The 20916-nt window shown below is 40.0% G+C and carries 19 protein-coding genes; 13 read left to right on the top strand and 6 right to left on the bottom strand.

Translation table 11 applies throughout. From position 1 onward, the window contains the following. Positions 1-137 precede the first annotated feature (137 nt). A complete protein-coding gene (locus tag LU635_RS14920; protein ID WP_240100305.1) occupies positions 138-785 on the top strand; it encodes an ATP-binding cassette domain-containing protein in 648 nt (215 codons plus the stop codon). Here the strand turns inward: LU635_RS14920 and LU635_RS14915 are convergent. Then, complete coding sequence (locus tag LU635_RS14915; RefSeq protein ID WP_240100304.1) at positions 782-1960, bottom strand: AIR synthase related protein; 1179 nt, start codon at positions 1958-1960, stop codon at positions 782-784. The genes LU635_RS14920 and LU635_RS14915 overlap by 4 nt on opposite strands. Before the next feature lie 123 nt (positions 1961-2083). After that, positions 2084-4270, bottom strand: coding sequence for a glutamine synthetase III family protein (locus LU635_RS14910; RefSeq protein WP_240100303.1), 2187 nt, complete (start codon positions 4268-4270; stop codon positions 2084-2086). A gap of 306 nt (positions 4271-4576) precedes the next feature. Here LU635_RS14910 and LU635_RS14905 point away from each other — a divergent pair, with 306 nt between their 5' ends. Next, entirely contained in the window at positions 4577-5605 is a 1029-nt protein-coding gene (locus LU635_RS14905; protein ID WP_240100302.1) for a glutamine synthetase beta-grasp domain-containing protein, read from the top strand. 60 nt (positions 5606-5665) lie between these two features. On the opposite strand, the gene LU635_RS14900 is transcribed toward LU635_RS14905, so the two are convergent. Beyond that, positions 5666-6610 carry a calcium/sodium antiporter gene (locus LU635_RS14900; RefSeq protein WP_240100301.1) on the bottom strand — a complete coding sequence of 315 codons (945 nt, stop codon included), beginning with the start codon at positions 6608-6610 and terminating at the stop codon, positions 5666-5668. Between the two features lie 203 nt (positions 6611-6813). On the opposite strand from LU635_RS14900, the gene LU635_RS14895 reads away from it, so the two are divergent. Continuing rightward, positions 6814-6966 carry an SsrA-binding protein gene (locus tag LU635_RS14895; RefSeq protein WP_240100300.1) on the top strand — a complete coding sequence of 51 codons (153 nt, stop codon included), beginning with the start codon at positions 6814-6816 and terminating at the stop codon, positions 6964-6966. Here LU635_RS14895 and LU635_RS14890 read toward each other — a convergent pair. Further along, a complete protein-coding gene (locus tag LU635_RS14890; RefSeq protein WP_240100299.1) occupies positions 6963-7478 on the bottom strand; it encodes an adenine phosphoribosyltransferase in 516 nt (171 codons plus the stop codon). The two genes, LU635_RS14895 and LU635_RS14890, sit on opposite strands and share 4 nt — an antisense overlap. A 9-nt stretch (positions 7479-7487) precedes the next feature. Then, entirely contained in the window at positions 7488-8141 is a 654-nt protein-coding gene (locus LU635_RS14885) for a DUF2461 domain-containing protein (RefSeq protein ID WP_240100298.1), read from the bottom strand. Between the two features lie 185 nt (positions 8142-8326). On the opposite strand from LU635_RS14885, the gene LU635_RS14880 reads away from it, so the two are divergent. From LU635_RS14880 to LU635_RS14850, 7 genes are all read left to right on the top strand, one after another. Then, positions 8327-8674 carry a hypothetical protein gene (locus tag LU635_RS14880; RefSeq protein WP_240100297.1) on the top strand — a complete coding sequence of 116 codons (348 nt, stop codon included), beginning with the start codon at positions 8327-8329 and terminating at the stop codon, positions 8672-8674. A 205-nt stretch (positions 8675-8879) separates the two neighbouring features. Beyond that, positions 8880-12086 (top strand): TonB-dependent receptor, encoded by a 3207-nt coding sequence (locus tag LU635_RS14875; RefSeq protein ID WP_240100296.1) that lies wholly within the window; start codon positions 8880-8882, stop codon positions 12084-12086. 132 nt (positions 12087-12218) lie between these two features. Further along, on the top strand, positions 12219-13427 hold the full coding sequence (locus LU635_RS14870) for an MFS transporter (protein WP_240100295.1): 1209 nt from the start codon (positions 12219-12221) through the stop codon (positions 13425-13427). Between the two features lie 24 nt (positions 13428-13451). After that, positions 13452-13973 carry a GNAT family N-acetyltransferase gene (locus LU635_RS14865; protein ID WP_240100294.1) on the top strand — a complete coding sequence of 174 codons (522 nt, stop codon included), beginning with the start codon at positions 13452-13454 and terminating at the stop codon, positions 13971-13973. A 97-nt stretch (positions 13974-14070) separates the two neighbouring features. Beyond that, positions 14071-14469: a group III truncated hemoglobin gene (locus LU635_RS14860; RefSeq protein WP_240100293.1), complete on the top strand. Its 399-nt coding sequence runs from the start codon at positions 14071-14073 to the stop codon at positions 14467-14469. A 4-nt stretch (positions 14470-14473) separates the two neighbouring features. After that, positions 14474-14980, top strand: coding sequence for a RidA family protein (locus tag LU635_RS14855; protein ID WP_255749889.1), 507 nt, complete (start codon positions 14474-14476; stop codon positions 14978-14980). A gap of 143 nt (positions 14981-15123) precedes the next feature. After that, positions 15124-16242, top strand: coding sequence for a formylglycine-generating enzyme family protein (locus tag LU635_RS14850; protein WP_423738500.1), 1119 nt, complete (start codon positions 15124-15126; stop codon positions 16240-16242). Between the two features lie 131 nt (positions 16243-16373). On the opposite strand, the gene LU635_RS14845 is transcribed toward LU635_RS14850, so the two are convergent. After that, positions 16374-17078 (bottom strand): NUDIX hydrolase, encoded by a 705-nt coding sequence (locus LU635_RS14845; RefSeq protein ID WP_240100291.1) that lies wholly within the window; start codon positions 17076-17078, stop codon positions 16374-16376. 467 nt (positions 17079-17545) lie between these two features. On the opposite strand from LU635_RS14845, the gene LU635_RS14840 reads away from it, so the two are divergent. The 3 genes from LU635_RS14840 (at position 17546) to LU635_RS14830 (ending at position 20902) form a co-directional block, all read left to right on the top strand. Then, positions 17546-18181: a Crp/Fnr family transcriptional regulator gene (locus LU635_RS14840; RefSeq protein WP_240100290.1), complete on the top strand. Its 636-nt coding sequence runs from the start codon at positions 17546-17548 to the stop codon at positions 18179-18181. A gap of 206 nt (positions 18182-18387) precedes the next feature. Further along, positions 18388-19785, top strand: coding sequence for a CmpA/NrtA family ABC transporter substrate-binding protein (locus LU635_RS14835; RefSeq protein WP_240100289.1), 1398 nt, complete (start codon positions 18388-18390; stop codon positions 19783-19785). Between the two features lie 10 nt (positions 19786-19795). Beyond that, positions 19796-20902 carry an ABC transporter permease gene (locus LU635_RS14830; protein WP_240100288.1) on the top strand — a complete coding sequence of 369 codons (1107 nt, stop codon included), beginning with the start codon at positions 19796-19798 and terminating at the stop codon, positions 20900-20902. Positions 20903-20916 lie beyond the last annotated feature (14 nt).

Below are 20916 nucleotides of genomic sequence, written 5' to 3'. Positions count from 1 at the left end.
CACAAACATTTCTTTGAGTCTAAAGACAGCCTTCTTTTTTATAAGAATTTCGGCATCAGCCCTTTATTTCTTTTCACATACTGTATCCTTACCGACTTTTTTCTAAGTGTGACCATTTATAAAATCAGTATGTTGATATGATCTTTGAACTGGATAACGTTGAACTGAGCTTTAATGGAAAACAAATTCTCTATGGTGTGTACATAAAAGCTGAAACCGAAAGGATCACCGGCATACTGGGATCTAACGGTAGCGGAAAAACGAGCTTGTTAAAAATTTTCTTCGGAAACTTATCCTGCAACAACAAACTGGTAAGGATCAACAACAAAGGGACTTTGAAGAAGCTATATACTAAGGAAAATGTGAGGTTTTTACCTCAGACAGATTTTCTGCCAAATATTTCTCTGAAAACGCTTTTTACTATTTACAGGATTTCATGGGAAGAATTTACAGAAAAATTTCCCTCCTTCCGGGATCACATAAATTTTAAACTGAATCAACTCTCTGGCGGAGAAAAAAGGCTGGTCTCTATCTGGCTTACTATAAAAAGCGATGCAAAGCTCATTATGCTGGATGAACCTTTTACCCACCTTACCCCAGTTTATACAGGCATCATAAAGGAAGAACTCATCATTGAAAAGAAAAATAAGGCAATTCTCCTAACCGATCATTTATACAGGGATATTCTTGAAATAACCGATGATCTATATTTTATCAAAGACGGTTGTTCCAGAGCTGTAAGTACTACGGGCGAACTACAGACACTGGGATATATCTCTACTTAATATTCAAAAGTGCCGTGAGAACTTTGAATAGTAAGCCTTTTTGAATCTGCCGCCTCCACTCTACCAACGATCCTTGCATCTACATCGAAGGATTTTGAAATCTCAATAATTTCAGAAGCGATATCTCCATTCACATAAAGCTCCATTCTGTGGCCCATATTAAATACCTGATACATTTCTTTCCAGTCGGTTTTACTTTCCTGCTGAATAAGCTTAAAAAGTGGAGGGGTATCGAATAAGTTGTCTTTTATAATATGAAGGGCATCAATAAAATGCAGGATCTTTGTCTGGGCTCCTCCACTACAATGGACCATCCCATCTATCTTATCACTTCCAATTTGCTGAAGTATCTTTTTAATAATAGGCGCATAGGTCCTGGTTGGAGAAAGTACAAGTTTCCCGGCATCAACCGGACTATCTTCCACGGTATCTGTAAGTTTTTTGCCTCCTGAATAAACCAGTTCTTCAGGGATGGAGCTGTCAAAACTTTCAGGATATTTTTCGGCCAGAAGTTTTGAGAACACATCATGACGTGCAGAAGTAAGTCCGTTGCTACCCATTCCGCCGTTATATTCCTTTTCATAACTAGCCTGCCCGAATGAGGCAAGTCCTACAATAACATTTCCCGGTTTAATATTAGCATTATCTATCACCTTATCCCTTCTCATCCGGGCAGTGACCGTGGAGTCAACGATAATCGTTCTAACAAGATCACCCACATCGGCAGTTTCACCGCCTGTGGAATGTATCTCTACTCCAAAGTCTTTCAATTCTGAGATAAGTTCTTCAGTCCCATTAATGATAGCTGATATAACCTCTCCCGGAATCAGGTTCTTATTTCTTCCAATAGTTGATGAAAGAAGGATATTATCAGTCGCTCCAACACACAAAAGATCATCGATGTTCATGATAAGAGCATCCTGAGCAATTCCTTTCCATACCGAAATATCTCCGGTTTCCTTCCAGTACATATAAGCAAGGGAAGACTTTGTACCGGCACCATCAGCATGCATAATTAGACAATGTTCGTCACTTCCCGTTAAATGATCCGGGACGATCTTGCAGAACGCCTTAGGGAAAATCCCTTTATCTACGTTCTTTATCGCGTTATGCACATCTTCTTTTCCGGCAGAAACGCCGCGGCCTGAATATCTTTTGCTTACTTCCTTGCTCATGAACTAATTCTTAGAGTTGTCAAAGATAATTAGTTTAAACAGTTCTGATAAATAATGAGAAGATTTTAAAGAAAAAAAGCCACGCTTTTGGGCGTGGCCTGAAAAAATCTTTTTCATAGTGAATTATCTCGTAAACAATAGCTCTCGGTATTTGGTAAGTGGCCAAACCTCATCGTCTACCAGTAATTCAAGTTTATCACAGTGATACCTGATCTCATCAAAGAATGGCTTCACATCATCACAATATGCAAATGCTTTTTCTTCAACATCTTCAATCTTATTGGCAACTTTTCTTGCTTCTATCATTGCATTTACCTTGGAGTTGATGGTTGCAATATGAGCTGAAATACTTTCAATTATCTCCAGTTGCTCCTTGGCATATCTTGGGAATTCTTCACCGTAGATATCTTTTAGACCGCGAACATTTCTTATCAGGATATTCTGATATTTAATTGCTGTAGGAATAATATGATTGCGCGCGATATCTCCAAGTACACGTCCTTCAATCTGTATCCTCATTGCGTATTCTTCAAGCTCTATCTCGTGACGTGCCTCTATTTCTGTCTTGTTCATCACCTCAAGATCTTCGTAAAGCTTGATAGTAGATTTACTTACCTGAGCCTTAAGTGCATTAGGCGTGGTACGGTTATTACTCAGGCCTCTTTTCTTAGCTTCTTTTTCCCATTCTTCAGAATAGTTATTACCTTCAAAACGGATTTTCTTTGATTTCTTAATATACTCTCTAAGAACGTTGAAGATAGCATCATCTTTCTTCATCTTCTTATCCTTGATCAGCTTATCCACTTCTGCTTTAAACTGTTTTAACTGCTTGGCAACAATACTGTTAAGAACAGTCATCGCTCCGGCACAGTTCGCAAGTGACCCTACTGCACGGAATTCCCATTTGTTTCCTGTAAATGCGAATGGAGAGGTACGGTTTCTATCGGTATTATCCAGAAGTATTTCCGGAATCTTACCTACAACGTTCAACTTAAGATCGGTCTTTTCCTGAGGAGAAAGTTTTCCATCGGTTACTTTTTCAAGTTCATCAAGAACTTTCGTTAACTGTGTACCAATAAACACTGAAAGAATTGCCGGTGGCGCCTCATTTGCTCCTAAACGGTGGTCGTTGGAAGCACTCGCGATAGCAGCTCTAAGCAGCTCTTCATGATCATAAACTGCCTTAATGGTATTTACAAAGAATGTAAGGAACTGCAGGTTCTTCATTGGTGTAGAACCAGGAGAAAGCAGGTTGACTCCCGTATCAGTTGCAAGGGACCAGTTATTATGTTTTCCACTACCGTTTATACCAGCGAATGGTTTCTCGTGCATTAATACACTAAGATTATGTCTTTCCCCAACTTTTTTCATCACATCCATGATAAGTGAATTGTGATCTACTGCAAGGTTAGCCTCTTCAAAGATCGGAGCCAGCTCAAACTGATTAGGAGCTACTTCGTTGTGACGAGTCTTAACCGGGATACCTAATCTCATACATTCTATTTCCAGATCCATCATAAAAGAGATAGCTCTTGATGGAATAGATCCGAAATAGTGATCATCCAGCTGCTGACCTTTAGCAGGTGAATGTCCTAATAAGGTTCTTCCGGTAAGGGTGATATCAGGTCTTGAAGCCACGAGTGCAGAGTCTATAAGGAAATATTCCTGTTCCCATCCCAGAGTGGCGTTCACTTTCTTTACGTTCTTATCAAAGTACTTTGCAACATCGGTGGCCGCATGATCTACCGCCTGTAATGCCCTTAATAAAGGAGTCTTATTATCCAGCGCTTCTCCTGTATAGGAAACAAATACTGTAGGAATACAAAGGGTAGTTCCCCAGATGAATGCCGGAGATGTAGGATCCCATGCAGTGTAACCACGTGCTTCAAAAGTATTTCTTATTCCTCCACTAGGGAAACTGGATGCATCCGGTTCCTGCTGAACAAGCTGACCTCCACCAAATTTTTCGATAGCAAGACCTTCTCCCAAGGGTTCAAAAAATGAATCATGCTTTTCCGCAGTGGCTCCCGTAAGAGGCTGGAACCAGTGCGTATAATGGGTCACTCCTTTAGAGATGGCCCATTCCTTCATCCCCGTTGAAATATGATCGGCTACAGAACGCTCAATCTTCTTTCCCGTACGCATCGCCTCTAACACATTATTATAGGCTTCTTTAGTTAGAAACTGTCTCATTACAGTCTCATTAAATACGTTTTTACCGAAAATATCAGATCTTCTCCCTGGCTCATCTATTTTGACGGCCTTCCGGTTCAAAGTTTCTTTGATTGCTTGAAATCGTAAAGTTGACATATTAATTTTTAAAAATTTAAGTTGTTGATAATCTATATACTAAGCTTTTTATGCTCAAATCCTTATTAAAAAAGCCGGTTTTTACAAAAATTCCCGGGTTGAAGTTGCGAATATATGATTTATGTATTGAAAAATTAAAAATTACGGCCTTAAAAAATGATAAATTCAAATATTGCCCCCTTAATTTTTAGGGCATACATAAAAATTAACTCAATTTTGCACTTTAACACCCCACCACTAAAGGGGTTTAGGATATAATTAATATTTTTGGTGCTTTAAGATTTTCAATTAAAACAATAATGAATTATGAGCAGCAAGGCAAAACTTGAGTACATTTGGTTAGATGGGTATTATCCTACCCAAAACATGCGGAGCAAAACCAAAGTTGAAGAAAACTTCAGTGGCAAACTGGAAGATTGTCCAATCTGGTCTTTCGATGGTTCTTCAACCAAGCAAGCCGAAGGGGGATCTTCAGACTGTCTTTTAAAACCAGTGGCGATCTATCCCGATCCGGCACGTAAGAATGGTTATCTGGTAATGTCTGAGGTTTTAAACTCAGACGGAACTCCACATGAAACCAATTCAAGAGCAACTATTAATGATGAAGATGAGGATTTCTGGTTCGGATTCGAGCAGGAATACTTTATAATGGACACTAAGACACAGCTGCCTTTAGGCTTTCCTATGGGCGGATATCCAGGTCCTCAGGGAATGTATTATTGTTCCGTTGGTGGGTTAAACACTCACGGAAGAAATCTTGTTGAAGAACATGCAGACCTTTGCCTGGAAGCAGGAATAAATTTTGAAGGAATCAATCAGGAAGTAGCAAGCGGACAGTGGGAATTCCAGGTTTTTGCCAAAGGAGGCAAGAAAGCTGGTGATGAAGTTTGGGTAGCACGTTATCTGCTAGACCGACTTACCGAGAAATACGGATACTACATTGAATACCATCCAAAACCAGTAAAAGGAGACTGGAATGGTTCTGGTATGCACTGTAACTTCTCTAACACTCTTTTACGTACCGCTGGCTCTAAAGAGATTTACGACCAGGTATGTGAGGCATTCAGACCTGTTACCAAAGAGCACATAGAAGTATATGGAGAATACAACGATCAAAGGTTAACCGGACTACATGAAACCGCATCCATCAACGATTTCAGTTACGGTGTTTCTGACCGTGGAGCCTCCATACGTATTCCAATTATAACCGTGGAAAAAGGTTATAAAGGATGGCTTGAAGACCGCAGACCGGCATCGAATGCCGATCCATATAAGGTAGCAGCCAGAATAATCGAAACCGTGGAAAGCGTGAAAGTGGAACCGGTTACCGCTTAGGGAAAATCATTCATTGAAAAAGAAAAAGGAAGAAAAAGCCACCCATTCGGGTGGTTTTTTTTATATCAGAGTGAGTACAATAAATGCGGAATAAGCTATCAGCAAAACAAAACCCTCCTTACGTCCCATTCTTGAGATTTTAGGAATTAGGAGTAAAGGCAAAATAATGAAAGCGATACCTAGCATCCAGAACATATCATTTGAAAGGATCTTTTGAGACTGCAGGCTTATAGGTGTGATAATAGCAGTTATTCCAAGAACCGAGGATATGTTAAAAATATTGGATCCGATTAGATTACCTAATGATATGGCTTTTTCTTTCTTAACAGCAGCGATTAAAGATGCTGCCAGTTCAGGAACACTGGTACCTACGGCGATGACGGTAACTGATATCACCCGTTCACTTATCCCCAACTGGGTAGCGAGTTGAACCGCTCCTTTTACCAGCAATTCAGAACCACCCCAAAGTGCAAAAATACCTATCAGCAGCCATATGCTCATTTTGAATCCGCTTACAGCACGTAGTGATTCATCAACTTCTTCTATAATTATGGTATCTTTTTTTCTGGAACGCCTTATTAATACAAACAGATAGATTACCAGCCCCGCAAGTAATAAAAGACCTTCTATTCTGGATAATTGATTATTGCTTAACAAAAAGAAATAAAGCACTATAGAGAAGACCATCATTACAGGCCAGTTGATGCGGAAGAAATCCCGGTCTACCATCAATGGAGAAACCATGGCCGTAAGCCCCAGCACAAGGCCAATATTTGCAATATTGGAACCTATCACATTTCCCAGGGAAATATCTGAAAAGCCATCTATTGCCGCCTGCAGACTCACCAGTAATTCAGGAGCCGATGTAGCAAAAGACACCACGGTAAGCCCTATCACCATCCGGGAAATATCAAGCTTCAGGGAAAGCGCCACAGATGATCTCACTAAAAACTCCCCTCCTATAACCAATAAAACAAACCCAATGAGTAGAAATACAACGCTCATAAACAATTTTTGGCGAAGATAGGAATTGCCTCAAATATTACCCAGAATAAAAAACTCAACTACTTCCAGAAACTTCAGAATAGCCTTTGACAAATGAAAAACTTCATAAACAGATCAGATAGGAGCAGCAAACATAAAGGAACCTCTGGTGAAATATTTTAGTTTTATAAAATCTTTATCTTTGAGAAAACCACCTCCAACCAATGAAAAAGAAATTCTTTAAAATGCTCGCCCAACTAAATAAGAAGGTATTGCCCAGTTATTCCAAAAAACGACTGGATCTTCGGAAAGCCAGTAAACTGCAAATGGCTATTATAGGCTGGAGAGTATGGGTAACCAAGAATTCACTGGACTAAGTATATTTTAATAAAGAAGACACCTCATATCCTTTAAGTTTTTCGGCACCCTTAAGAAAACCCAGTTCTACCAGAAAAGTACATTGCACGATCTCCCCTCCGCATTTTTCTATCAGCTTGCAGGTTGCTGCGGCCGTTCCTCCCGTGGCAAGCACATCGTCATGCAACAGAACCTTCTCCCCTTGCTTAATAGCATCTTCATGTATTTCCAAAGTGTCAGTTCCATATTCCAGCTCATAATTCTCACTATGAGTACGATGAGGGAGTTTGCCCGGTTTACGAACAGGAATGAATCCTGCCCTGAGTTTTTCAGCAAGGAGTGTGGCAAAGAAAAATCCACGGGATTCTATTCCAACTACCTTATCAATATCGGTATGAGGCAAATTCTGCATAAAAAGTTTTACTGCAAGTTCCATTGCTTCGGGATCAAGTAAAAGCGGAGTAATATCTTTATAACTGACACCTTTTTTGGGAAAATCGGCAACATCCCGAACGTATGATTTTAAATCCATTTATAATAATTATACAGTTACTGCATTGTTTAAATATCTTCTGAAGGGCAACATCTCCCTGTAAACATCTATTACCTTCTGCTGAAAATCGTCCTGCTGAATTTCTTTCTGACTGAAAGGATGCATTACCGCAAAGCTTTTATTCCTTAGAAGATCTATATGTTTATGATCTTTAGGGTATCCTTTTGGTGACGATTTCAGTTTATCATCTTCCAGAAGATCTTCAAATATATCCTTAAAGGATTTCCTGTTCAAAATATTTTTTAATTCATTCCCATTATAATCAATGGCAGCCCTAATGCTATCCAGTGTTTTTTTCTTAGGCCGGTAAAATCCTCCAGCCATAAAGCATTCATTGATGCCTATATGGATATAGAAATCACCCTTTCCCTTTTGCTTGTCCAGGCCGGCACCAAAATGATCTTTATAGACAGGTTTATCAGGATGGAACATCAGATTATTATTTATCCTGTTGATAGCCTGTTTCCCGGTCGTGGGGGTATATTCAGGATCTATTTTTCCAAGTTTAATATCCAGTTCATTGAGCCAGTTTATGAAAAAGTCACGCACCTCATGATACTCATCCCTGTGCTGATCCATCCACTCCTTGTTATTGTTCCTGTTAAGTTCCCGAAGAAATTCAAATAATTTACTGAAGCTCATCTTTTATTTTTAAAGGTATTAAACAGTATGAAAACATAAACCCCTCAGGGATTATTTTCCCTTACTAAGAACCAAAAAACACTGATTTACAATCAAATGAATCCAATTAAAATTCGATAAAGTCAAAAATGACTAATGATTTTTATTATATTTATTACTGCCTAATCATAAAAACCCAGCCGAGAATGAAATTTGAGAAACTGGGGGATTTTATCTACATCCCCAAACACACGGGTACCCCTCTTAAGGGAAAAAAGAACATTAAATTCAATTATTATCTTTCCAGCAGGGTGAATGGCAAGCTTATAGATCTGGACATCACTACCAAGCTCTTTGACGAAGATCAGATGTTCATCCGCAAAGCCTGTTACAGGGTAAAACTTGGAGAGATAGAAAATTGTGTGAAGGCAAACCTTCTGGATCACATGAAAAGTCTGGGAATGGATGAAAGCAACATTCCAGAGTCCCTTATGGCTTTCGGCATTAGCAGCCGGGCAGTACGGAGCTCAAATCAAAATGCTTTCAGTGATTAACTTAAACATCCTTCGGTAAAGAACCCCGTCCAGTTGGACGGGGTTCTTTATTTAGGGCCTTTTCTTAATTTATAGTATTAAATGTCAATTTTATCAAAATGAATTATTCGAAAAAATAGTAGTCTAAAAAAAATTGTAAGAGTTGTAGGAAAGACTACTTTTGCAAAAAATTTACATTCACTTAAAACAACACAAACAACTAAACATGAAACGACTATTACTGCTATTAACAATAGCATTTGTTAGCATTGCATCTGTAAACGCACAGGTGACAACTGCAGAAATCAGCGGGGAGGTATTTTACGAAGAAGGAACGCCTCTGCCTGGTGCCAATGTAACAGCCGTGCACACGCCAACCGGAACCACCTATGGAGCCGTCACTAATTTTGACGGCGGTTTTAACCTTTTGAACCTTCGGGTTGGTGGACCTTACAAAATATCGGTAAGTTATGTAGGATTTAAAACTTCAGTTCTTGAAGGTGTTGACCTAAACCTTGGACAGACTTACAATGTTGAGATTGAAATGATCTCTGATGCAACACAACTTGACGCTGTGGTCATCACGGGATCAAAAAACAAGATCATCAACAGTGATCGTACAGGAGCCGAGACCAACATCGGAAGAAAGGAACTGAAGACCCTGCCAACCATTTCCAGATCGGCCTCAGATTTTTACAGGCTTGAGCCTACCGCTTCAAGTAACGGATCCTTTGGCGGAAGAAACGACCAGTTCAATAACTTTAGTTTAGACGGTTCTATTTTCAATAATCCATTCGGCCTTGATGCAGCAACTCCCGGAGGACAAACCAATGCCCAGCCTATCTCTCTGGATGCGATTGACCAGATACAGGTTTCTACTGCGCCTTATGATGTTACCCAGGCAGGATTTACTGGAGCATCAGTAAATGCTGTAACAAAAAGTGGTAGTAATACTATTGAAGGTACAGTATATGGGTTTTACCGTAATGAAGATATGACTGGAGACAAAGTTGCCGGAAATAATATAATTGTCCCAGACTTAAAGCAAGCTCAGTATGGAGTAAGCATTGGTGCACCAATTATTAAGGACAAACTTTTTGTTTTTGCCAATTTTGAAAAAGATGACAGGAAAGATCTTGGATCGAATTTCGTAGCAAGCAGACCTGGATTAACCGGCGAAAATGTTTCAAGAGTATCTGCCGAAGATCTTGAGTATGTTTCAAGTTCACTGGCTTCTTTGGGATATGAAACAGGTCCTTATGAAGGTTATACACACGAGACCGCTTCAACAAAAGGTATACTAAAGCTGGACTGGAACATCAATCAGGATCACCGTCTTGCTTTCATCTACAACTTTCTGGATGCTTCCAGAGATCTTCCGGCACACCCGGAAGCACTTGGAAGACGAGGGCCAGACCTTACTACCCTTCAGTTCAGAAATTCAGGTTATACCATCAATAATAAGATAGACTCATGGCTGGTAGAGCTTAACTCAAGTTTTGGAAACAACATTTCCAATAAATTCCAGGCAGGATATACTTTCTTTGATGACAGCCGTGATCCTTTCTCGGCTCCTGCTCCTGCAATCAGCATTCAGGAAGATGGGGTTCGTTACATTGTGGCTGGTCATGAACCATTCTCTATAAACAACAGGCTTGAACAACATGTTTACCAGATCACTAATAATCTTAACCTGGTAGCCGGACACCACACCTTCACCTTTGGAGGTAGCTTTGAAAAATTTGAATTTGACAACTCCTTTAACCTTGGAGCTTATACTTATTTTAATGATAATGGAGGGGTTGGAGCTTTTGCACCCGATTTTACCAGCGTAAGAACCAATCCTGCAAATCCGGGCAGAAGCTTTCAGGAAGCTATCGAAAACGGACTTATAGCTGGGGCCCTTACCAATGCGCAAAGCGTATTTGAAAGCAATAACCAAAATGACAGCTGGGCTCTTGCTGAAACCAATGTGGGTCAGCTTGCTTTCTATGCTCAGGACAGATGGAAGATGACTGACGATTTTACCTTTACCTACGGCTTAAGAGTAGATAAGCCTTTATACTTCGACACCCAGGATAAAATTCGGGAGAATATTGAGCGTCAATCCGGAGGAACTTTCCCTGACGGCCTATATCAACCGGACGTGACCTATTATGATGAGAATGGGGAGCCCACCAAGCTTAACAGTTTAGACTTGCCTTCCAAAGATATACTCTGGTCTCCAAGATTAGGTTTCAACTGGGATGTAAAGGGAGACAACACTTTACAACTTCGTGGTGGAACAGGAATTTTTACCGGAAGACTACCATTTGTATGGATTGGAAACCAGGTTGCCAACACTACTATCTTCTATTACCAAACAACGGCTCCTGACTTTGAGTTTCCTCAGGTATGGAGAAACAGTTTAGGTGCAGATTACAGATTTGAAAACGGTATTGTTGCCACTACCGATATTATCTACACCAAAGACATCAATGCTCAAATGGTTAGAAATTATGGTCTTTCTACCCCAAGCGGAAACCTGAACGGTGTGGATAACAGACCAATTTACCTGGATAGCGACAGAACGATTAGTGAATTTGGCGACGTTACCAATGCCTATGTATTTACCAATACTGATGTTGGTTACTCTTTTAACTGGTCTTTGAAACTTGCCAAGAATTTCGAAAATGATTTTTATGCGAGCATTGCTTATAACTACTTAAAAGCTGAAGATGCCAGTTCTATTGAAGCCGAAATTTCAGGTGATGCATACGATCGTAATCCCGCTCTTGGAAATGTAAACAGAGCGGTAAGTACACCTTCAAGATACGGTGACAAACACAGAATTGTTGGCCAGCTGAACAAACAATTCAGTTACGGAAAGGATGATCGATGGGGTACTTCTATCGGAGCATTCTACGAGTATGCTCAGGGAGCCAGATTTTCTTATACCTATTCAGGAGATATCAATAACGACGGCTCTGGTTTGAATGACCTAATCTATATCCCTACCCAGTCTGAATTGCAGCAATATACATTCAGCGGAGATGCGGCGCAGCAGGAAGCACAAAGACAGGCCTTTGAAGCTTACATCCAGCAGGATGATTATCTGAGCGAAAATCGTGGAAACTATGCTGAAAAGTATGGTATCCTTAGTCCGTGGAGAGGCAGATGGGATATTAAGATCCTTCAGGATTACAATTTCAAGGTTGGTGATAAAACCAACACCATTCAGCTTAGTCTGGATATCCTGAACTTTGGAAATCTTCTGAACTCTGACTGGGGAGTTATCGAAATTCCGGTAAACGATCAGCCAATTGGAGTTACAGTGGATGAGAACAATTCCCCTGTCTATACATTTGGAACAGATCAAACCAGGACCTTTGCCTATGATTTCAGTCTGGAATCCAGATGGCAGGCCCAGGTAGGATTACGATATATTTTCTAATACTTACCTCATAATTGAGAAAAAAGCAGTCCGCAAGGGCTGCTTTTTTTATTTGGATCTATTTCAGGATTGCAACTCCTTTTACTAAATAATAAAATGATTCCTTTAAATTTGCCTCCCTAATCCAATTTGATGACACAAAAATCCATACAACTAGGTCTAAAGGAAAACTGGCGCCAGTTTGTTTTACTTGTAATCATAAACGCCTTTGTTGGTGGTATGATAGGCCTGGAAAGGACAATATTTCCAGAGTTTGCCTCCTCAGAATTTGGAGTTGCCTCCAAAACGGCTATTCTATCTTTCATCGTGGCTTTTGGGATCACCAAAGCCATTTCTAATTACTTCGCCGGAAAGCTCGCAAACCGGATGGGTAGGAAAACACTTTTATTGGTTGGTTGGTTAATAGCCATTCCAGTGCCATTTATTCTTATTAACGCCTCTCACTGGAATTGGGTCATATTTGCAAATATTCTACTGGGAATTAATCAGGGGCTAACATGGAGCAGTACGGTAGTAATGAAGATAGATCTTGTAGGGGAAAAGAATCGGGGTCTTGCTATGGGTCTCAATGAATTTTCAGGGTATTTTGCTGTGGGTGTCGTAGCCTTCCTTTCCGGTTATATTGCCGACAGATATGGCATCACTCCCTACCCATTCTATTTAGGGATAATTATTTCAGTTTTAGGCTTTATAATAACCCTTTTCTGGGTGAAAGACACCAAACACTTTGTACATAAAGAACATGCCACCAGCACTACCGGAGCTCTTCAGAATATCTTTAAAGAAACGACCTTTACCAACAAGACTTTAAGTTCTGTTACCCAGGCAGGTCTTGTAAATAATCTGAATGACGGAATGATCTGGGGATTACTGCCAATAATACTGCTGTCCTTTAATTACAGTACGGACAATATTGGGATCATTGCTGCGATCTATCCCACGGTTTGGGGAATCGGCCAATTATTCACGGGGAAGATGTCTGATGTATACTCCAAAAAAGCCATGTTATTTTGGGGAATGCTATTGCAGGGTATCGCTATTTTATCAATTCCATATACCTCCAGTTTTTTTCTACTGGCTTCCATTTCGGCAATTCTGGGTCTTGGAACAGCCCTGGTCTACCCTACTTTCCTTTCAACCATCGCCCAGGCGACCAATCCCAGTCAAAGGGCTGAAAGCATTGGCACCTTCCGTCTATGGAGAGACCTGGGATATGCGATTGGCGCAGTGATATCGGGAATTACAGCCGACCTTTTCGGGGTAACCTATGCTGTCTTACTCATAGGGATACTTACAATAATTTCCTCTGTCATCATTAAAGTGAGAATGCCTTCTATTTAAGTCAGGTTTAAGATCAAATAAGAAATGGAAAAAGCCTTTAAAATTAGAAATGCAAGCGAAAAAGACTTTAGGAAAGTCGGCAAATTGATGGTAAAATCCTACTCCCAGTTAGAAGGATTTCCTAAGCAATCTGAACAACCCGAATATTATAAGATGCTTGCAAACATTGGAGAGCTAACAAAAAAACCGGAAACCGAACTATTGGTGGCGGTCTCGGATGAAGGAAAGATTGGTGGCGCAGTAGTTTATTTTAGTGATATGCAATATTATGGTTCCGGAGGAACAGCAACCCTGGAACAAAACGCCTCAGGCTTCAGGTTACTGGCTGTAGATTCTCAACTACGCGGAATAGGAATTGGCAAACTCCTGACCACAGAATGTATCGAAAAAGCCAGAGAAAAAGGCCATCAACAGGTAATAATCCATACTACCATTTCTATGCATATCGCCTGGAAGATGTACGAAGGCCTAGGTTTTAAAAGATCTAAGGATTTGGATTTCATGCAGGAAAAGCTTCAGGTATTCGGGTTTAGAATGTTACTTTAGTAAGTAAGAATTCTACATAAATTCACTTTGAAAAATATCATCCTGATAACCTGTTAAAAGTTATCAGGAAATCATCAAAAAAAGTAAATAAAACCTAATGGCGAAAAACACCACTAATATTTCAAAAGACATACAGTCTAGAAAAGATATTGAATTACTGGTAGATGAATTCTATAAAATGGTTATTAAAGATGATCTTATAGGGCATTTTTTTACTAAGGTGATAGAGTTAGACTGGGACCGACATATCCCTGTGATGTATGATTTCTGGGAAACGAGCCTGCTGGGAGAAATGAAATATAAGGGAAACCCCATGCTCAAACATATAGAGCTGAGCAAAAAAGAAACTTTAAAGCCTGAACATTATGAAAGATGGCTTAGCCTCTGGAAACAAAGCATCAGAGGAAACTTTGAAGGTGAGAAAGCCGAAACTGCCATTCAAAGAGGCCGGCAGATTGGTGAACTGATGAAAATTAAAATTGAAAAGTATACCTAAAGATATGATTATTAAAAACTTAATTATTAGTTCACTCCTACTTCTGTTTTCATTATCGGTTACAGCACAAACACCCGAACAAAAGCTGCAGGAACTGAATATAGATCTTCCGGAAATCACTGAACCTGCAGCCAATTTTGTTAAATGGAGAAAAGTTGGCAATTTGCTTTTCCTTGCGGGAGATGGAAGTGAAATGAAGGGCAAACTTGGGAAAGATTTAACTGTAGAAGAAGGTTATCAGGCAGCACGGCAATCAGGTATTGATATTCTTGGTACCTTAAAAGCGGCCTGTGGAGACCTGAGCAAGATTAAGCAGTTTGTAAAAGTCCGGGGAATGGTGAATTCCACACCAGATTTCTATGATCAGCCGAAGGTCATAAATGGTTTTTCAGATCTGATGGTCGAGGTTTTTGGCGAAAAAGGAAAACATGCCAGGGCTGCTTTTGGGCATTGTAGTCTCCCTTCGAATATTGCCGTTGAGATAGAAGTAGTGGTGGAACTGGTGGAATAAAAAGTAATTAATAACCTGTTACATACCAATAATGAATAAGAATATTGAAGGCTTTAAGGAACGTGATGAATAAAAAAAATACTAAACAACAATAATCAAGTAGGTTTAAAAAGAAGAAAATGCAATTAGTTAAAAAGAAAAGTTTGAAAAAAACTTTAATAATACTCCCAGTGGTGTGCAGCCTTTTCCTGATTCAGTGTAAAGACCAGAAGAAGGAAGCCGACAACAGGGATAATGAAAAAGTAACACAAACGCTTCCCGAATTAGTCAAAACTTACCCGGACGATATTGAGGTACCTGAAGGTATGGTCTGGATTCCTGGAGGTGAATTTAAACAGGGAGCTGTGGAAGGTGATGAAATGGCCGTAAATCATGAAAAACCCGCCCATAAAGTAGCTGTTGACGGCTTTTTTATGGATGAGACCGAGGTGACAAATGCTGAGTTTAAAGAATTTGTAGAGGCTACAGGATACAAAACCGTGGCTGAAAGAGATATAGTTTGGGAAGAGATTAAAAAACAACTCCCGCCGGGTACACCTAAACCCCCAGATTCTGTATTACAACCTGGTTCACTTATCTTCAGAAAGACAAGTAAAAGTGTACCTAACCTATATGATTATACACAATGGTGGCAATGGAAGGTAGGAGCCAACTGGAAACACCCGCAGGGACCTGAGAGCAGTATTGAAGGTAAAGAGGATTATCCTGTAGTACATATTGCATATGAAGATGCGAAAGCTTACTGCGAATGGGCTGGAAGAAGACTTCCCACTGAAGCAGAATGGGAATATGCGGCAAGAGGTGGTTTAGATACCAAATTTGCCTGGGGGAATGATATTTCCAAGCTTTCGGAACGTGCGAATACCTGGGAAGGAGAATTCCCTACAGTCAACACCAAAGCCGATGGTTTTGAAAATAAAGCTCCTGTAAAATCTTATCCGCCTAATGAATTCGGCCTGTATGATACCACCGGAAATGTATGGGAATATACACAGGACTGGTACAATACCAATTATTATAACGAACTAAAATCAAATGAGGTTACCGTAAATCCTCAGGGACCCAACAAACCATATAACCCGAATAACCCTCAGATTTCGGAGAAGGTAATTAAGGGTGGTTCCTTTCTGTGCGCCGCATCTTACTGTGCGAGTTACAGGCCCTCCGCCCGAATGGCCAATGCACTGGATTCATCACAGGAACATCTCGGTTTCAGGACAGTGGTAACTGTAGATATGTTGAAAACCAGGGAAACAGAATAAAAATAAAAAAACCGGGACATAATTCCCGGTTTTTTTTAAAGTCATTTTTACAGGAGATTCTCCCAAAACATTCCTTAATTCATGAGGTGATTTTACACCATTAAAAAATATTGAGATAAAACCTTAAAAAATCAGGAAATTTCGAAATTAAAGCCTTGCCTTAGAAGTTTCTGATAGTTAACATAATTAAACTTATATAGAAAGGCTCCTCTTTTGGAAGTGGACTTATCCTTTTCCTCAAGTTTATTAAGTACGTTAAGAGATATAACCTTTTTCCTGAAATTTCTTGCGTCCAGTTGCTCCCGATAGACTGCCTCGTAAAGTCTTTGAAGCTGAGGAATGCTGAATTTTTCCGGTAAGAGTTCAAAACCTATTGGTTTATATCGGGCCTTTCTTTTAATTCTCTCAAGAGCATCTTTTACCATCTGATTATGATCCAGGACAAGTTGTGGCACTTCATCGATGTCGTACCAGTCTGCCCCATGTTTCTTAACAAGCTCCTTATCATACTCTCCTATTCGTATAAGCGCATAATGGGCAATAGAAATACAGCGGTACCCAGGGTCACGGTCGGCTTTACCATAAGATTTTAACTCTTCCATGAATACACCGTCCAAACCTGTAATTTCTTTTAAAACCCTTTTTGCAGCGTCCTGAACATCTTCCTCTAGACGCACAACACTCCCAATCAGCGACCATTCTCCTCTCAGGGGTTCTACCCTTCTTTTAAATATTAGTAATTTTAAATTGCCTTCATCAAAACCAAAAATCACGCAATCAGTGGCCACATACATTCTATCTCCCTGTATATAAGAGTCTTTGTCGGTTTCCTCCATGAATGGCTTCGAATTGGTACTTTTTAGCAAATAAAGATATAATTTTTCACAGAATTTGACATTTTCCTCATTTCAATTTAATATGTATTCTCAAACTGGAAGTTATTCTATTGCAGACTCAATCATAAATATGTTCAGATAAGAAATTTATCAGTAACATATTATTTCTTTCATTTAGGATCTCCAGTTTATTTCAGATTAGAAATTTTCAATTAGCACTGAAAAATTTTATCACAATAGCAGCCCATTTACTCTTTTCTGCTAATTTGGCAAAACTAAGTACTTTTACTTATTTTTTTGAGCATTTTATGTCCTTTTCCAGACGCTATTCTTTATTTTTGGCTATAACAGGTTGATAATTAAAGTATCTCCTGAAAAATAAAAATATGATGCCACAGGAAAGAATAGATTGTAACACTTGCTTGAATGAGAACTGCCTGATAAAAAAACATCTTTCAACCAGCTTGATGCAGAAGTCAGTTGAAGGGCGCTCTACTATTGTCTGCAAGAAAGGGCAGCAATTCATCATGGAAGGTTCGCCGGTGAATGGATTGTATTTTCTATATAAGGGAAAGGCAAAGGTCCTAAAGACCGGTATTTATGGAAAAGAACAGATACTTCGTTTTGTAAAGCCAGGTGAGATCATGGGGCACCGGGGTTATGGAACGAGTAAAAAATATGCCATTAGCGCCCTGGCAATGGAGGATTCCATCTTATGCCATTTTAGTAATGAAAACCTGTTTGAGATGCTCCAAAGCATCCCTGCACTCACCTATGATCTTATGCTATTTTATGGGGAAGAGCTGGACCGTTCTGAAACTAAGGTAAAGGCATTCGCTCAAATGACCGTTAGAGAACGTGTAATAGACACCCTGCTTTACATTCATAGAAGATTCGGTGAGAAGAACGGATTCCTAAGTTTGTTACTGAGTCGAAAGGAAATTGCAGATTATGCCGGAACAACCAATGAACAGGTAATCAGAACCTTATCAGCTTTAAAAAAAGAGAAACAGATCTATACTTCCGGTAAAAGAATTGCTATTGGAGATGTGAACAAATTAAAACGGGAAATCTCCGAACATAATTACTTTATAGATAGCTGAATAACCGGGCTAAGTAGTTTTTCGAACCATTCCTGAATTTTGATTATCAGTCACTTATAACAAAAACATGCTGTTTCGCATGTTTTTTTTTGCTAAAAAGACTGGATAAACATCGTTTTTATCATAATTCAAATCTTTTAATACTTATACATTTGTCAAAACTACGTATCATTACGTATTTAGGTTAACTATTTAAAAGAGAAATTATGAAATCATTATTATTTAGATCATTTGGATTGATGATAATCCTCCTGATCGCTTCCTGCGGAGAAAATAAGAAAAAATCATCCGGCGAAGAAAGCAATGACCTGGCACTTTCAACCAGTAAAACGGTTCAACTTGAAATTGAAAAGCCACAGCTAACATTCGGCTTTATCAAATTAACCGATATGGCTCCCCTGGCCATCGCGAAGGAGAAAGGCTTTTTTGAAGATGAAGGTCTTTTTGTTTCTGTAGAGGCCCAGTCTAACTGGAAAAATGTGCTGGATCGTGTAATTGACGGCCAACTGGACGGCTCACACATGCTGGCAGGTCAGCCTATCGCGGCCGGAGCGGGATTTGGGAGACAGGCTAAACTGGTAACTCCTTTTTCCATGGACCTCAACGGAAATGCAATTACAGTTTCCAACGATGTCTGGTCAAAAATGAAACCTAACGTCCCTCTGAATGAAGAAGGCAAACCTGCCCACCCAATTTCAGCCGAAGCATTAAAACCGGTAATAGATGAATACAAGAAGACAGGGCGTGCTTTTAAAATGGGTATGGTCTTTCCGGTTTCAACTCATAACTATGAAATAAGATACTGGCTGGCCGCCGCCGGAATAAATCCGGGAATGTACACAAGGGATAATATCCAGGGGCAGATAGATGCCGAAGTACTTCTTTCGGTAACTCCTCCACCTCAAATGCCCGCGACTCTCGAAGCAGGCACCATTCATGGTTACTGTGTGGGAGAGCCCTGGAACCAACAGGCCGTTTTTAAAGGAATTGGTGTACCTGTGGTTACCAACTATGAAATTTGGAAGAACAACCCGGAGAAAGTATTCGTGATGACCAAAAAATTTGTGGAAGAAAACCCGAATACAGCTATAGCGGTGACAAAAGCTCTTATACGTGCCGGGAAATGGCTGGATGAACCGGGGAATCGTGACGAAGCGGTAAAGATACTTTCCAAGCCACAATATGTGGGCGCAGATGAAGTGGTACTCGCTAATTCAATGACAGGAACCTTTGAATTTGAAAAAGGTGACAAACGTTCCATGCCAGACTTCAATGTCTTTTATAAATATAATGCCACCTATCCATTCTATTCAGACGGGATATGGTTCTTAACACAAATGAGAAGATGGGGACAGATCCCTGATACAAAACCGGCAGACTGGTACGATGAAACCATCAAAGAGATCTACCGCCCTGATATCTGGAAAGAAGCGGCAAAACTACTGGCTGATGAAGGTCACATCCCGGCTTCTGATATTCCTGAAACGGATGGATACAAACCAGCGACATCAGATTTCATAGACGGTAATACCTATGACGCCAAAGATCCTATTAGTTATATCAACAGCTTCAAAATAGGTAACAAAGACGATTCCTCACTTTAAAAAACGCATCATGAAACAAAGCATCACATTGGATAAAGTAACTGAATATGTAGAATCAGGTGCTTTCACATCATCCGTTAAAAGTTTGGGTAAAAGGACCCTTAAATTCAATTCGAAGAAGTTCTTTAGGAACATTCTGATCCCATTATTTTCCATTATTGTATTCATAGGAGTATGGCACCTGGGATCCAGAGCCCTCTTCAATATGGAAGCCGATTATAAGATCGAAAAGGCACTGAATGAGCGGGGAACCGAAGCTGCGGCCGAAATTGAAAGCTGTATAAAATCGGGAAACATTGCCTGCCAGCCTAATACCCTGCCTTCCCCAGTACAGGTATGGGATTCATTTCAATCACTTATTGCCGATCATAAAGCGATCAGGGCCGACAAACGGGCCTTTGTGGAAAAAACCGCGGTTCTCAATGAGAAACGCCTGGCTGCTGGAAAAGAACCAATTACCTATACTGGAAGACCTTCATTTGTTGATCAGATCCTTACCAGCTTAGAAACGGTATTTGCAGGATTCTTACTGGCATTGTTCATAGCAATCCCCATAGGGGTGATAATAGGACTTAGCCCTACTTTGCGAAGTTCCTTTAACTGGTTAATACAGATCTTCAAACCGGTATCCCCGGTAGTATGGCTGCTTTTGGTCTTTATGATCGTAAAAACGATGACCAAAGACTCGAATTCTGATAGCGCCTTTATCATCTCCTTTATTAGCGTAGGGCTGTGTTCCATGTGGGCCACCCTGGTGAATACAGCTATGGGAGTATCATCTGTAGATAAAGACTATATCAATGTTGCCAGGGTCCTGAAGCTTGGATCTCTTCAAAAGGTATTCAAAGTGATATTGCCATCGTCCCTTCCTTTGATTTTCACGGGATTGCGAATCACCCTTTCAGTAGCATGGATGGTGCTTATCGCCATTGAGTTACTCGCTCAAAGTCCGGGTCTTGGCTCCTTCGTATGGGAGGAATTCCAGAACGGTGCCATAGATTCTAATTCAAAGATCATCGTCGCCATGTTCGTGATAGGAATCATAGGCTTCTTACTGGACAGAATCATGCTTACCATACAGAACATGGTGTCATTCAACAAGAATGAAGGAGTTTAATCTAAAAGAATAAA

Source organism: Christiangramia crocea, from assembly GCF_022410465.1.
GTDB lineage: Bacteria > Bacteroidota > Bacteroidia > Flavobacteriales > Flavobacteriaceae > Christiangramia > Christiangramia crocea.
This window is presented reverse-complemented; position numbering and strand designations above follow the sequence as displayed.